We start from the raw sequence: 14,296 nt of genomic DNA, 5'->3' as shown, positions 1-14,296 counted from the left end.
GTGCGGTGGATCGCCAATGGGGAGAGTGCGCAAGCTTGCAGTGCCGGCCACCAGGCGACAAGGCCGTGCCGCTCGTGGACAGGCGTGCGCGCACGTTACGACGACACCGCGTTGGCGTCGCGCATGAAATCGACGAACACCCGCAGCTTGGGCGCGAGCTGCTCGCGCGACGGGTAGTACAGGTGGAAGCCGGGGAACGGCGGCTGCCACGCGTCGAGCAGGCGCAGCAGGCGGCCGGCGGCCAGGTCCTCGGCCGCCGCCGCCTCGAACACCTGCGCCAGCCCGAGGCCGGCGATGGCCATGCGCCGGCCCAGCCCGCTGTCGTTGAAGATCGGCCCGCCACCGACCTCGATGCTGAAATCGTGCCCGTCGCGGGTGAACTCCCACGGCATCAGCCGGCCATCGCTGCGCCGGTAGCGAATGCAGGCATGCGCGGCCAGCGCCTGCGGCGTTTCCGGTGGCCGGTGCCGGCGCAGGTAGTCCGGCGCGGCCACGACCACCAGGCGCTGCGGCGGGCCCAGCGGCACCGCCACCATGCCATCGGCCAGCGATTCGCCCAGGCGGATGCCGGCATCGAACCCCTCGGCCACCAGGTCGGTCAGCGCCGCCTGCACCGCCAGTTCCACCTCGACATGGGGAAAGCGCGCGGAGAACGCCGGCAGGTGCGGCAGCAGCATCTGTTCGACCACGATCCGCGGCGCGGTGATGCGCAGGCGCCCGGCGGGCACGTCACGGCTTTCCTCCAGTGCCTGCAGCGCGCCGCCGATGCGCGCCAGGGCGGGTGCGGCTTCGCGCAACAGGCGCTCGCCCGGCTCGGTCAGCCCGACCCGGCGCGTGGTCCGGTGCAGCAGGCGCACGCCCAGCCGCCGCTCCAGGGTGCGCACCGACTGTGACGCTGCCGAAGCCGACATGCCCAGTTCGATCGCCGCCCGGCTGAAGCTGGCGTGGCGCGCGACGCAGGCGAAGGCCGCCAGTGCCGGCAGCAGGGAGGGGTCTATTGTGAAGTCCTGCTTCATTGATGTTGCAGATTACCCGGATTTATCGCCATGTTCCCGCGCCCTACAGTGGCCGTCCCCGATCTGGAGCATTGCCATGCAGACCCGTACCCTTGGCCGCGACGGCCCCGTGGTTTCCGCCCTCGGCCTCGGCTGCATGGGCATGAGCGCGTTCTACGGCGGCCGCGGCGACGATGCCGCGGCCATCGCGGTGATCCACCGCGCGCTGGAACGCGGCGTCACCCTGCTCGACACCGCCGACATGTACGGCCCGCACACCAATGAAGTGCTGGTCGGCCGTGCCATCGCCGGGCGCCGCGGGCAGGTGGTGCTGGCCACCAAGTTCGGCGTCCGCCTGGACCCGTCCGACCCGCAGGCGCGTGGCGTCGACGGCCGCCCCGAGTACGTGCAGGCCGCCTGCGAGGCCAGCCTGAAGCGGCTGGGCGTGGAGCATATCGACCTGTACTACCAGCACCGGGTGGATCCGCAGGTGCCGATCGAGGACACCGTGGGCGCGATGGCACGGCTGGTCGAGCAGGGCAAGGTGCGCTGGCTGGGCCTGTCCGAGGCGGCGCCGGAGACGATCCGCCGCGCGCATGCGGTGCACCCGCTCACCGCGCTGCAGACCGAGTACTCGCTGTGGTCGCGCGAGCCCGAGGACAACGGCGTGCTGGCCACCGTGCGCGAACTGGGCATCGGCTTCGTGCCGTACTCGCCGCTGGGCCGCGGCTTCCTGACCGGTGCGATCCGTACGCCCGCGGATTTCGACGCGGACGACTACCGGCGCCATTCGCCGCGCTTCCAGGGCGACAACTTCGCCCGCAACCTGGCGCTGGTGGAACAGGTGCGGGCGCTTGCCGCCGCACGCGGCGTCACTGCCGGGCAGCTGGCGCTGGCCTGGGTGCTGGCGCGTGGCGAGGACCTGGTGCCGATTCCCGGCACCAAGCGCCTGGCGTACCTGGAGGAAAACCTGGGCGCGCTGGACATCGTGCTGGATGCCGCCGACCTGGCGCGGATCGAGGCGGTGTTCCCGCCCGCCGCCGCGGCCGGCGCGCGCTACCCGGCGGCCAGCATCGGCAGCGTGCACCGCTGAAGGGCCGGGGTGAGGGCCGAGGGCCTCCGGGCGCCTCGTGTTTCCCGCCCCATGGGTCGTATCCCATCCCGCCGGCAGATGCAGGCAACAAAAAAGGGCGGCCGCAGGCCGCCCTTTTCATGTTCCGTCGCACCGATGGCTTACTGCTGTTCGCGGGCGATCGCGCGCCAGCCGATGTCGTTGCGGTGGAATTCGTTGGCCCAGTGGATCTTCGCCACGCCGGCATAGGCATGGGCCTGCGCATCATGGACGCTGTCGCCCAGCGCGGCCACGCACAGCACGCGGCCGCCGGCACTGACCACGTTGCCGGCGGCGTCCAGCGCGGTGCCGGCATGGAACACCTTGGCGCTGGCCGGCACGTCGTCCAGGCCGCTGATGACATCGCCGGTGACCGGCGTTTCCGGGTAAGGCCTGGCGGCCATTACCACGCCCAGCGACGGGCGCGGATCCCACTGCGCCTGGACTCCGGCCAGCGCGCCGTCGACGGCCGCTTCGAGCAGGTCGACCAGGTCCGACTGCAGGCGCAGCATCACCGGCTGGGTTTCCGGGTCGCCGAAGCGCACGTTGAACTCGATCACCTTCGGTGCGCCCGTGGCGTCGATCATCAGGCCCGCATACAGGAAGCCGGTGAACGGCACGCCGTCGGCGATCATGCCGGCCACGGTCGGCTCGACCACTTCGCGCATGACCCGGGCGTGCACCTCCGGCGTCACCACCGGCGCGGGCGAGTACGCGCCCATGCCGCCGGTGTTGGGGCCGGTGTCGCCATCGCCCACGCGCTTGTGGTCCTGGCTGGTAGCCATCGGCAGCGCGACGCGGCCATCGACCATGGAGATGAAGCTGGCTTCCTCGCCTTCGAGGAACTCCTCGATCACCACCCGCGCGCCGGCATCGCCGAAGGCGTTGCCGCTGAGCATGTCGCGCACCGCGGCCTCGGCTTCGTCCAGCGTCATCGCCACGATCACGCCCTTGCCGGCGGCCAGGCCGTCGGCCTTGATCACGATCGGCGCGCCCTTTTCGCGCAGGTAGGCCAGCGCCGCATCGACCTCGGTATGCACGGCGTAGAACGCGGTGGGGATGCCGTGGCGGGCGAGGAAATCCTTGGCGAAGGCCTTGCTGCCTTCCAGCTGCGCGGCGGCGGCGGTCGGCCCGAAGATGCGCAGGCCGGCCGCGCGGAACGCGTCGACCACGCCGGCCACCAGCGGCACTTCCGGACCGACCACGGTCAGGCCCACGGCTTCGTCGCGGGCCAGCGCGAGCAGGCCGGCGATGTCGGTGACCTTGACCGCCACGTTGCGGCACCTGCCTTCGGTGGCGGTGCCGGCGTTGCCGGGGGCGACGAGCACTTCGCTCACGCGCGCGGACTGGGCCAGCTTCCAGGCCAGGGCATGTTCGCGGCCGCCGGAGCCGATGACGAGGATCTTCATGGGGGTCAGTTCCTGTGGGGCATTCAAGGGGAAGGACAGTCGGAGGCTTTCAGCGTGGCTTCGAAGAACACGGCGCCATCGGCGTCGACGAAACGGCGGCGGACGCCACCGCCGGCGGCGCGCAGCGGCGCCAGCGCCGGCTCTTCGCACAGCGCCTGTATCGCCTCCTGTTCATCGGCGCGCAGCGCGTCGAATACCCCGGGCCTGGCCGCGGCCATGGCCACGGTGATGTCCGGCGAGCGGATCAGCAGCACCAGGTCATTGCCATCGCGCTGTACCGATTCGACCACCAGCCCGTCGCGGTATGGCGCCGGCAGTGGCTGGCCGAGGGTGGCCATGGCCTGTTGCAGCGCCTCGTCCAGGTCCGGTGCGGCGCAGGCCGCGAGCAGCGCCGGCAGCACGGCCGCGGCAAGCAGGTGCCGGGGCGGACGTCGCCACGGCACCGCCGCGGCGGAGGTGGGCAGGCCTGCCCGCGGGGGTCGGTGCCGTGGCCGCATGGCTCAGTGCCCGGCGTACAGCGATTCGAACTGGTCGTCGAACGCGAACTGGTTCGTGATCCAGGCATCGCGCGGGCGATAGAAGCTCACGCGCCAGCGCAGCGCGTGCTTCTCGAACTTCTGCAGGTAGACGTAGCGCACGAACGACTGGCCGATGCGCTCGGTGCTGACCAGCTCGTAGCCCAGCGGCTTGCCGAAGCGGGCCTCGATCACCTGCCACTGCAGGCTGGCCTTGCTGGCCAATCCGTCGATCTCGGCCGGGTCCATCGGCCAGTACGGCTTGAGCACGGCGAACGCGGCACCCGGCGGCTGGGTCATCGCCACGTCCATCATCCTGCGCGACAACGCCAGCGTATCGGCTTCGCTGCGCAGCGTTTCAGCGCCTGCCGCGGCGGGAGCCACCAGCAGCAGGAGGACCAGGAGGATGCGCTTCATCGGCTGCAGGCTCAGTGACGGAAGTGGCGTACGCCGGTGAACACCATGGCGATGCCGTGCTCGTCGGCCGCGGCGATCACCTCGGCATCGCGCATCGAACCGCCCGGCTGGATCACCGCGGTGATGCCCGCTTCGGCCGCGGCGTCCAGGCCGTCGCGGAACGGGAAGAAGGCATCGGAGGCCATCACCGAGCCCGGTACCACCAGCCCCGCGTCGGCGGCCTTGATGCCGGCGATGCGCGCCGAATACACGCGGCTCATCTGCCCGGCGCCGACGCCGATGGTGCGCTCGTCCTTCGCATAGACGATGGCGTTGGACTTGACGTACTTGGCCACGCGCCAGGCGAACAGCAGGTCGCGCAGCTCGGCGGCGGTCGGCGCGCGCCGGGTCACCGTCTTCAGCTCGTCGGCGCTCATGCCGCGGTTGTCGGCGCTCTGGATCAGCAGGCCCGAACCGATCCGCTTGGTGTCGTAGTTGTTGCGCGCGTCGCCGGCCGGGATGCGCAGCACGCGCACGTTGGCCTTCCTGGTGGCGTACTCCAGCGCGGCCGGCTCGTAGTCCGGGGCGATCAGCACTTCGACGAACTGGCGGTCGAGGATGGTCTTGGCGGTGGTCGCATCCAGCGTGCGGTTGAAGGCCAGGATGCCGCCGAAGGCGCTGGTCGGGTCGGTGTTGTAGGCCATTTCGTAGGCAGCACCGACATCGGTGGCCACGGCCACGCCGCACGGGTTGGCATGCTTGACGATGACGCAGGCCGGCACGTCGAACTGGCGCACGCATTCCCATGCGGCATCGGCGTCGGCCAGGTTGTTGTAGCTCAGTTCCTTGCCCTGCAGCTGCACGAAGGTGGCCAGCGTGCCCGGCACCGGGTACAGGTCGCGGTAGAACACGCCGCTCTGGTGCGGGTTTTCGCCGTAGCGCAGGTCCATGACCTTGATGAAGGACGAGTTCATCTGCGCCGGGTACTCATCGCGCACCGGCACCGCGGCGGTGGTGTCGGTGATCGCCGACAGGTAGTTGCTGATCGCCGCGTCGTACTGGGCGACGCGGTTGAACGCGGCCACCGACAGCGCGAAGCGGCGGGCGGCCGAGAGCCTGCCGTCGTTGGCGGCCAGTTCGGCCAGCAGTGCGTCGTACTGGTCCGGGCTGGTGGCCACGGCGACGCGGGCGAAATTCTTGGCGGCGCTGCGCAGCATGGCCGGGCCGCCGATGTCGATGTTCTCCACCGCATCGGCCAGGCTGCAGTCGGCGCGCGCGGTCACCGACTCGAACGGGTACAGGTTCAGCACCAGCAGGTCGATCGGGGCGATGCCGTGCGCGGCCATCACCGCGTCGTCGGTACCGGCGCGGCCGAGCAGGCCGCCGTGCACCAGCGGATGCAGGGTCTTGACCCGGCCATCCATCATTTCCGGGAAGCCGGTGAGCTCGGATACGTCCCTGACCGGCAGGCCGGCCTCGCGGATCGCCTTGGCGGTGCCGCCGGTGGACAGCAGTTCGACGTCGTGCGCGGCCAGCGCGCGGGCCAGTTCGACCAGGCCGGTCTTGTCGGAAACGGACAGCAGGGCCCGGCGCACGGGCAGCAGATCAGCGGACATGGGGGTGGGGAGGGAAGCGGAAGCGGGCCCGTATTGTAGCCGCGCGTTCACCTGCCTGCCCCCGGCAGGCGCGCCCACCGGGCGAGGGGCTCAGGCCAGCCCGTATTCCTTGAGCTTCTTGCGCAGCGTGGCGCGGTGGATGCCCAGCAGCGCCGCGGCGCGGCTCTGGTTGCCTTCGCAGTGGTTGAGCACTTCCACGAACAGCGGAATCTCCATCTCGCGCAGGACGATTTCATAGACATCGTCGGCATCGCAGCCATCCAGATCGCGCAGGTAGCGGCGCACGGACTGGGCGACGTGTTCGCGCAGCGGCGGCTTCGGAGCGCCACGACTGTTGTCAGGACGGGGTGGGGCAGCGTTCAAGGGATTTCCCGGATTCAGCGGAGCCGGCGCGAACGCGCCCGGCATGGGGAGGGGAGTCTAGCGCGTGGACGAGGGGGCCGCCACGGCAGGCGGCGCGGTCAGCGGAACTCGAACGCGTAGGCCACGGTGGCCGCCGAGGGTTCGCGCAGCAGGAACGCGATCTGCGCGCTCTGGCCCGGTTCCAGGCGCTGCGCGGGGTCGTGCGCGGCGCCTAGGTAGTCGCGCGGCTGCAGCAGGCGGCGCCCGATCACGCGGCCGTCGGCATCGGACAGCGATAATGACAATGCCGGCCAGGCCTGCGCCCAGCGCGCGTCGTTGCGGAAGCTGGCCTGCACCTGCAGCACGCCCGGGCGTCCGGGCAGCGGCCGCACTTCGCGCTGCAGCATGGTGTAGGCCGTGGGCTGGTGCCAGGGCGGCAGGGTGCAGCGCAGGACCGTGCACAGCCCGGCCACGAGCGGCCGCCAGCCGGCGCGGGCGGCCAGGGTGGCGCGGTCGGCGAGCACCACCTGGACGGCGAGCAGCAGCGCCAGTGCGAACAGCAGCAGCCATTGCCAGCGCGGCGTGCGGCGGATCGCTGCCGGCGCCATCGCCGGGCGGCGCAGGAAGTCCGGTGCGATGCCGCCTTCCAGTGTGGGGCTGTCCCCGTCCTGCTGCGCATCCGGCTCGCCGCCGCCGATGTCCTGCGCCTCGGTCCGTGGCTCCGCGTCCGCGGGCGGGATCGTATCGGCGTCGGCGTCGGCGTCGGCGCCGGTCTGGTTGCCGGTGTCCGTGGCCTCCGCCCCGGCGGCCTGCGGCGCGGCCCCGCTGCGCAGCAGCGTGGCCAGCGAAGGACGGGGCGGGGTGGTTTCTTCGCTCATGGCAGGTCGGTCCTGGACGCTGCGCTCATTCAAGCACGGCGTACGCCGGTAATGCGCATCCAGTCGCCGTCCTGCACGGCTTCCAGCTGTTCGAACCAGGGGGCGTAGCGTTCCAGCAGTTCGCCTTCCTGGCCGTGCAGGATGCCGGACAGGGCAATGCGCCCACCGGGTGCCACGCGTGCGGCCAACAGCTCGGCCAGGGCGTCCAGCGCCGAGGCCAGGATGTTGGCGACCACAACCGGATAGGTCGCGGCGGGCTCGTCCTGCGGCAACCAGGCGGCGATGTGCACGCCATTGCGCTCGCCGTTGTCGGCGGTGGCGGTCAGCGCCTGCGGGTCGTTGTCCACGCCCACCGCGGCGGCGGCGCCGAGCTTGAGCGCGGCCAGGGCGAGGATGCCCGAGCCGCAGCCGAAGTCGAGCACGGTGCGGCCCTGCAGTTCGCCCTCGGCCGAAAGCTGGTCCAGCCAGCGCAGGCACAGCGCGGTGGTCGGGTGGGTGCCGGAGCCGAACGCCAGGCCCGGGTCCAGCCGCACCACCGCGGCGTCGGCGGCCTGCGCCGCTTCGGGCAGTTCATGGTTCCACGGCACGATCCAGGTGCGCAGGCCGAACCGCATGGGCTGGAACTGGTCGAGCCAGGCGCGCTCCCAGTCTTCGTCTTCGACCGCGCGGAACCCGGCACTGCTCCAGTCCAGGCCGGCGTCGAACGCCTCCAGCGCAGCCAGCAGCGCCAGCGCGTTGGTCTCGGCCGGGAACAGCGCGGTCAGCACCAGCGCGTTCCACAGCGGCGTCTGGCCCACGCCCGGCTCCAGGATCGCGCGCTCGTTGCTGGTGTCGGCATCGGCGTCGAGCATCGTCACCGCCAGCGCGCCGACGTCCTCCAGGGCGTTTTCGTAGCGGGGCTGGGTGGCTTCGGTGCAGTGCAGGGTGAGTTCGAGGAAAGGCATGGGGGGTGGCGGCGACAGCGGGACGGAAGCGGGCATCCTAGACGAGGCTGTGGATGTTTTCCTTCTCCTGCCGGCCACGGGTGCCGTGGTGCCCGTCGCCGCGGCGCGTGCGTGCGGCCGCGCAGACGGAAGAAGGCGGGTTTCCCCGCCTTCTTCCTTCACCCTCGGCGAGCCGCGCTCAGGTCAGCGCGATCGACTGGTTCTTGCGCTCGGCCAGGCGCTTTTCCAGGTAGTGGATGTTCTGTCCACCGGCCTGGAAGCCCTTGTCGCGCATGATCCGCTGCTGCAGGGCGACGTTGGTCTTGATGCCGTCCACGACCATCTCGCTCAGCGCCACCCGCATGCGGGCGATGGCGGTGTCGCGGTCCGGGCCGTGCACGATCAGCTTGCCGATCATCGAGTCGTAGTTGGCCGGCACGCGGTAGCCGCCGTAGATGTGCGTGTCCACGCGCACGCCGGGGCCGCCCGGCGGGTAGAAGCCGGTGATGGTGCCCGGGCACGGGAAGAAGGTTTCCGGGTCCTCGGCGTTGATGCGGCACTCGATGGCGTGGCCGTTGATCTTGATGTCGCTCTGCTTGATCGACAGCTTGTGGCCGGCGGCGATCTTCAGCTGCTCGGCGACCAGGTCGATGCCGGTGATCATCTCCGTCACCGGGTGCTCCACCTGGATGCGGGTGTTCATCTCGATGAAGTAGAAGCGGCCGTTCTCGAACAGGAATTCGAAGGTGCCGGCGCCGCGGTAGCCGATGCGGATGCAGGCCTCCACGCAGACCTTGCCGATTTCCTCGCGCAGTTCCGGGGTGATGCCCGGCGCCGGCGCTTCCTCCACCACCTTCTGGTGGCGGCGCTGCATCGAGCAGTCGCGCTCACCGAGGTGGATGGCGTTGCCCTGGCCGTCGGCCAGCACCTGGATCTCCACGTGGCGCGGGTTCTCCAGGAACTTCTCCATGTAGACCATGTCGTTGCCGAACGCGGCCTTGGCTTCCTGCTTGGTGGTGGCGATGGCGTTGACCAGCGCGCCCTCGGTGTGGACCACGCGCATGCCGCGGCCGCCGCCGCCGCCGGCCGCCTTGACGATGACCGGATAGCCGATCTCGCGGGCGATCTTGACGTTGGCCGCCGGGTCGTCGCCCAGCGGGCCGCCCGAGCCGGGCACGCACGGCACGCCGGCGGCCTTCATCGCGCGGATCGCCTCGACCTTGTCGCCCATCAGGCGGATGGTGTCGGCCTTGGGCCCGATGAAGATGAAGCCGGACTGCTCCACGCGCTCGGCGAAATCGGCGTTCTCGGAGAGGAAGCCGTAGCCGGGGTGGATGGCCTGGGCGTCGGTGACCTCGGCCGCGGCGATCAGCGCCGGGATGTTGAGGTAGCTTTCCGACGACGGCGCCGGGCCGATGCAGACCGACTCGTCGGCCATGGCCACGTGCTTGAGGTTGCGGTCGACGGTGGAGTGCACCGCGACCGTGCGGATGCCCAAGGTGTGGCACGCGCGCAGGATGCGCAGCGCGATTTCACCCCGGTTGGCGATTACGACCTTGTCGAGCATGGCCGGCGCCTCAGGCGATCACGAACAGCGGCTGGTCGAACTCCACCGGGTTGCCGCTTTCGCCGAGGATGGCGACCACGGTGCCGGACACCTCGGCCTCGATCGGGTTGAACATCTTCATCGCCTCGATGATCGCCAGGGTCTCGCCGGCCTTGACCTGCTGGCCCACGCTGACGAACGGCGGCTTGTCCGGCGACGGCGACGCATAGTAGGTGCCGACCATCGGCGCGCGCTGCACGTGGCCGTCCGGCAGGGCGTTGCCCGGCTTGGCGGTGCCGCCGGTGGACGCCTCGGTCGGCGAGCTCATCGGCATCGACGGCGCGGCCACGGCGGCCGGCGCGGCGACGTGGGCGGGGGCGGCCATCACCGGCGCCGGCACGTAGCCGCCGACCGGGGTGCGCGACAGGCGCACGGATTCCTCGCCTTCCTTGATCTCGATCTCGGCCAGGTTCGACTCTTCCAGCAGGTCGATCAGCTTCTTGATTTTGCGCAGGTCCATAGGATGCCTCTTGGGTGGTGTAGGCGGTGGCGCGCTCGCGCCCACCGCCCGGGAATGGGGGTCACAGCCGCAGCAGTGCCGCGTCCATGGCGTAGCGGTAACTGTCCGCGCCGAAGCCGCAGACCACGCCGACCGCCTTGTCGCTGAAATAGCTGTGCTGGCGGAAGGGCTCGCGGGCGTGGGGGTTGGACAGGTGGATCTCGATGAACGGGATGGCCACCGCGGCCAGCGCATCGCGCAGCGCCACCGAGGTGTGGGTGAAGGCGGCCGGGTTGATCAGGATGAAACCGGTACCATCGCCGCGCGCGGCCTGCACCCGTTCCACCAGCACGTGCTCGGCGTTGGACTGCAGGCTCTCCACCGCGTGCCCCGCCGCCTGCGCCTGCCGCGCCAGCGCGGCGTCGATGTCGGCCAGCGTGGTGTGCCCATAGACCTCCGGCTCGCGCGTGCCGAGCAGGTTCAGGTTGGGGCCGTGGAGGACCAGCAGTTTTGCCATGGGCCAGCGGTGGGCGGGAAAGGGCGGCAGTGTGAGCGAACCGGGGAATACTGTCCAGTTCGGCGAAATTGACGACGTTTTAATCGATTGTTTGAAATTGCCCGGGGTCCCCGCCGGGTGCCTGGGGCGTCGTGTGGACGCATGCGCGCGGCGTCCGTGGGGCGCTGCGCCGGCGCCATGGGTGCGGCCTGCTGGCGGATGTTGGCGTCACGTTCGCCGCGGTTAGCGCGCGTCTTCGTCCAGCCCGGCCCACGCCTCGATCTCCCCGGCCTTGAAGGGGCCCAGCTTCTGCCGGACCACGCGCCCCTGCGCGTCGATCAGCACGCTGTAGGGCAGCAGGCCCTGGCGGTTGCCGAGCCTGACGCTGGCGTCGGCCGGGCCGGGGGTCTCCAGCACGATGGGGTAGTAGACCGGCACGTTGCCGAGGAAATCGAGCACTGCTTCATGCGTGTCCAGTGCCAGCCCCACCACCTGCGGGCCGCTGTCGGCGTGGCGGGCGGCGAAGCGCGCCAGTTCCGGCATTTCCTCGATGCACGGCGCGCACCAGCTGGCCCACACGTTGATCAGCAGCGGCCGGCCCAGGAAGCGGTCCGGGAACTGAACCGGCATGCCGTCCAGGTCGGGCAGGGTGAAGGCGGGCACCCGGTCGCCCGGGGCGAGCGCCGCGGGGGCCGCGGCCGGCGTGTCCGGGCGGGCCGTCGACGGCTCGGTCATCGGCGGCAGCGCGGGCCGGGTCAGCCAGGCGCCGGCGGCCAGCCCGGCCGCCGCGGCGATGCCCACCACCCACCATGCCGCGCTGCGCATCTCAGCGTGCCGCGCGCAGCAGCGCGTCCTCGACGATGGCCTGGGTCAGCACGGTCGGCAGCACGCGCGGCGGTGCGCCCGGCCCGTACACCACGTACAGCGGCACGCCCACGGCCTTGTGCTGTTCCAGGAACGCGCTGATCTGCGGGTCGACATTGGTCCAGTCGCCGTGCATGTACACCGCGTCCACCCGCTTGAGGGTGTCGCGGAACGTGTCGCGGTCGAGCACGTTGCGTTCGTTGGCCTTGCAGGTCACGCACCAGTCGGCGGTCATGTTGACGAACACCACGCGGTTGTCCGCGCGCAGCCGGTCGAGCATTTCCGGCGAGTACGCCACGGTGCCTTCGCTGGCCGCGCGTGCCGGCGGTTCCATGCGGGTCACGCCCCACACCGGCACCAGCGCCAGCAGCACCAGCACCGCGCCCAGCGCCATGCCCGCGCGGCGGCTGCGCCAGCGGTTGCGCTCGAACCACCACAGCCCCAGCGCCAGCAGCGCCGCACCGGCCAGCAGCAGCGCCATCGCGTCGATGCCGCGCTGCTTGCCCAGCACCCACAGCAGCCAGATCGCGGTCAGGTACATCGGGAACGCCAGCACCTGCTTGAAGGTTTCCATCCAGGCGCCGGGCCTGGGCAGGCGCCGGGCCAGCGCCGGCACGAAGCCGATCAGCAGGAACGGCAGCGCCAGCCCCAGCCCCAGGGCCAGGAACACCAGCATCGCCACCGCCGCCGGCGCGGTGAAGGCATAGGCCAGCGCCGGGCCCATGAACGGGGCGATGCACGGGCTGGCGACCACGCAGGCCAGCACGCCGGTGAAGAAGTCGCCGGCTGCGTCCTGGCGCTGCGCCAGCGACTGGCCGACGCCACCGAGGTTGCCGCCCAGGGTGAACACGCCGCTCAGGCTCAGGCCGACCACGAACATCAGGTAGACCAGCGCGGCGATGAACCACGGGTGCTGCAGCTGGAAGCCCCAGCCGGCGGCCTGCCCGGCCGCGCGCAGGGCCAGTACCAGCGCGCCGATGGCGGTGAACGCGACCAGCACCCCCAGCGTGTACCACAGCGCATGGCGGCGGGCGTGCTGGCGGCTCTCGCCGCTCTGCGCCAGCCCCAGCACCTTCAGCGACAGCACCGGCAGCACGCAGGGCATCAGGTTCAGCACCAGGCCGCCGGCCAGTGCCAGCAGCAGGATCCACGCCAGCGAATCGCCTTCACCGGCGTTGCCCGGCGGCTGGCTGCGCCCGGCGTTGTCGGCCGAGGCATCGGGGAGGGGCGCGGACGCGCCGCTGCCGTTGTCGTTGGAGCGGACCACCAGCGGCTGCGGGGCGGGCGGGTTGGCCGGGTCGATGGCCGCCGGGTCGGCCGGCTTGCGGCCGCTGGGCAGCGGCGTGATCACCAGCGGGGTGACCATCGCCTCGCCGCTGGGCGAGACCTTGCCGGCCGGCAGCGCCAGCCGCACCCGCCGGGTCATCGGCGGATAGCAGATGCCGTCGGTCTGGCAGCCCTGGAAGGTGGCCACCAGCGTCGCCGGGCTGGCATCGGCGCGTTCGCGGTGCAGCGGCAGCGGTACATCGACCTGGTCGAAGTACACCACCACGTTGCCGAAGTGCTCGTCGCGGTGCGAGGTGCCTGCCGGCCACTGCGGCTTGCCGGTGCGGATCCCGGCCGCGCCCTCCAGCGCCAGCGAGGTGCGGTCGCGGTACAGGTAGTAGCCCGGCGCCGGCGAGAACCGCAGCAGCAGGCGGTTGCCGTCATCGACGATCGCCTCGAAGCCGAACGCCTGCTCCGAGGGCAGCGGCAGGGACGGGGTGGCGGCGCTGCCCGGCAGCTTCAGGCCGCCGCCATCGTTGCGCGCCAGCGGGTTGAACAGCGGTGCGCCGCCGGCCGGGGCGGCCGCGGCGCTGGCGCCGGGCAGCCGGACCTCGACGGTGCGCTTCTGCGGGGGGTAGCACACCCCGGCATCGGCGCAGCCCTGGTAGCGCACCTCCAGCGTCACCGTCCCGGCGCCGGGGTCGGCGGTACCGGGCAGGGTGGCCTTGAGCTGCCGGTGGTAGGTCTCGACGTCGCCGAAGAACTCGTCGTGCTTCTTCTCGCCGGCCGGCATCTGCAGCGCGCCGGCGCTGAACCCGGGCCCGGCCTTGACGCTGGTGCGGTGGCGGTAGAGGTAGTAGCCCGGGGCGATGTCCCAGCGCAGCTCGATGCGGTCGCGGGTGTCCGCCTGGACCTGGAGGGCGAAGGCCGTGTCGACCGGCAGCAGGTCCTTTTCGTCCAGGGCCAGGGCCGGGAAGGCACAGAGGGTGAGCAGGCACAGGGCGGTGAAACGGCGCAACAGCATCTTCAAGTCAGGTGTCCTCGCGGGTCTGGGCCCGGATCCAGTCCAGGTAGGCCGGCAGGCCGGCGCTGGGGGAAACCGCCAGTATTTCCGGCAATTCGTACGGATGGTGCTGCAGGAGCGCCGCCGTCAGCGCTTTCAGGCGGTCGGCGGTGGTCTTGATCAGCAGTTGGACTTCCTCCGCCTGCTCGATCCGCTCCTGCCAGCGATACACAGACTGTATCTGCGGCAACAAGTTCACGCAGGCGGCCAGGCGCCGCTCGACCAGCAACCGGGCCAGTGCCTGGGCCGTGGCGGCGTCGGGGCAGGTGCAGAAGACAAGGCGGGCGTCCATCCGGGGCATTGTCGCAGATGCCGCCGCCGCCGCCGGGGCCAGCGGTGGCGGGGCCGCAGGAAGTTGGGTTCAGGCACTTGAAAGC

Annotated in this window: 15 protein-coding genes; 1 reads left to right on the top strand and 14 read right to left on the bottom strand. The window is 71.2% G+C overall.

Annotation, left to right across the window (positions count from 1 at the left end):
- Window positions 1-95: 95 nt before the first annotated feature.
- Window positions 96-1,016 (bottom strand): LysR substrate-binding domain-containing protein, encoded by a 921-nt coding sequence (locus tag F0P95_RS01040; RefSeq protein ID WP_182335366.1) that lies wholly within the window; start codon window positions 1,014-1,016, stop codon window positions 96-98.
- A 76-nt stretch (window positions 1,017-1,092) separates the two neighbouring features.
- On the opposite strand from F0P95_RS01040, the gene F0P95_RS01035 reads away from it, so the two are divergent.
- Window positions 1,093-2,088, top strand: coding sequence for an aldo/keto reductase (locus tag F0P95_RS01035; RefSeq protein WP_182335365.1), 996 nt, complete (start codon window positions 1,093-1,095; stop codon window positions 2,086-2,088).
- A 140-nt stretch (window positions 2,089-2,228) separates the two neighbouring features.
- Here F0P95_RS01035 and purD read toward each other — a convergent pair whose 3' ends face one another.
- The 13 genes from purD to cutA all read right to left on the bottom strand — a co-directional run bounded on the left by purD (window position 2,229) and on the right by cutA (window position 14,220).
- Window positions 2,229-3,515 (bottom strand): phosphoribosylamine--glycine ligase, encoded by a 1,287-nt coding sequence (gene purD / locus F0P95_RS01030; protein ID WP_182335364.1) that lies wholly within the window; start codon window positions 3,513-3,515, stop codon window positions 2,229-2,231.
- Between the two features lie 23 nt (window positions 3,516-3,538).
- Window positions 3,539-3,958, bottom strand: a complete 420-nt coding sequence (locus tag F0P95_RS01025) for a hypothetical protein (RefSeq protein ID WP_182335363.1) — start codon at window positions 3,956-3,958, stop codon at window positions 3,539-3,541.
- A 57-nt stretch (window positions 3,959-4,015) separates the two neighbouring features.
- A complete protein-coding gene (locus tag F0P95_RS01020) occupies window positions 4,016-4,447 on the bottom strand; it encodes a hypothetical protein (RefSeq protein WP_182335362.1) in 432 nt (143 codons plus the stop codon).
- A gap of 11 nt (window positions 4,448-4,458) precedes the next feature.
- Complete coding sequence (gene purH / locus F0P95_RS01015) at window positions 4,459-6,042, bottom strand: bifunctional phosphoribosylaminoimidazolecarboxamide formyltransferase/IMP cyclohydrolase (RefSeq protein ID WP_182335361.1); 1,584 nt, start codon at window positions 6,040-6,042, stop codon at window positions 4,459-4,461.
- A gap of 90 nt (window positions 6,043-6,132) precedes the next feature.
- Window positions 6,133-6,405 (bottom strand): DNA-binding transcriptional regulator Fis, encoded by a 273-nt coding sequence (gene fis, locus F0P95_RS01010; protein ID WP_054667755.1) that lies wholly within the window; start codon window positions 6,403-6,405, stop codon window positions 6,133-6,135.
- A 98-nt stretch (window positions 6,406-6,503) separates the two neighbouring features.
- The gene (locus F0P95_RS01005) at window positions 6,504-7,262 is read right to left on the bottom strand and encodes a DUF3426 domain-containing protein (protein WP_182335360.1); all 759 of its coding nucleotides are present in this window, start codon (window positions 7,260-7,262) and stop codon (window positions 6,504-6,506) included.
- Window positions 7,263-7,291: 29 nt separating this feature from the next.
- The gene (prmA, locus tag F0P95_RS01000; RefSeq protein ID WP_182335359.1) at window positions 7,292-8,206 is read right to left on the bottom strand and encodes a 50S ribosomal protein L11 methyltransferase; all 915 of its coding nucleotides are present in this window, start codon (window positions 8,204-8,206) and stop codon (window positions 7,292-7,294) included.
- A gap of 178 nt (window positions 8,207-8,384) precedes the next feature.
- A complete protein-coding gene (accC, locus tag F0P95_RS00995) occupies window positions 8,385-9,752 on the bottom strand; it encodes an acetyl-CoA carboxylase biotin carboxylase subunit (RefSeq protein WP_182335358.1) in 1,368 nt (455 codons plus the stop codon).
- Between the two features lie 10 nt (window positions 9,753-9,762).
- Entirely contained in the window at window positions 9,763-10,251 is a 489-nt protein-coding gene (gene accB, locus F0P95_RS00990; RefSeq protein ID WP_182335357.1) for an acetyl-CoA carboxylase biotin carboxyl carrier protein, read from the bottom strand.
- Window positions 10,252-10,312: 61 nt separating this feature from the next.
- The gene (gene aroQ, locus F0P95_RS00985) at window positions 10,313-10,747 is read right to left on the bottom strand and encodes a type II 3-dehydroquinate dehydratase (RefSeq protein ID WP_054667749.1); all 435 of its coding nucleotides are present in this window, start codon (window positions 10,745-10,747) and stop codon (window positions 10,313-10,315) included.
- Between the two features lie 222 nt (window positions 10,748-10,969).
- A complete protein-coding gene (locus tag F0P95_RS00980) occupies window positions 10,970-11,551 on the bottom strand; it encodes a TlpA family protein disulfide reductase (protein ID WP_182335356.1) in 582 nt (193 codons plus the stop codon).
- Between the two features lies 1 nt (window position 11,552).
- Entirely contained in the window at window positions 11,553-13,880 is a 2,328-nt protein-coding gene (locus F0P95_RS00975) for a protein-disulfide reductase DsbD family protein (RefSeq protein ID WP_182336649.1), read from the bottom strand.
- A gap of 7 nt (window positions 13,881-13,887) precedes the next feature.
- Complete coding sequence (cutA, locus tag F0P95_RS00970) at window positions 13,888-14,220, bottom strand: divalent-cation tolerance protein CutA (protein WP_182335355.1); 333 nt, start codon at window positions 14,218-14,220, stop codon at window positions 13,888-13,890.
- Window positions 14,221-14,296: the final 76 nt, after the last annotated feature.

Source organism: Stenotrophomonas acidaminiphila (assembly GCF_014109845.1).
GTDB lineage: Bacteria > Pseudomonadota > Gammaproteobacteria > Xanthomonadales > Xanthomonadaceae > Stenotrophomonas > Stenotrophomonas acidaminiphila.
The sequence above is the reverse complement of the archived record's forward strand: the minus strand, read 5'-3'. Positions and strand labels throughout refer to the sequence as shown.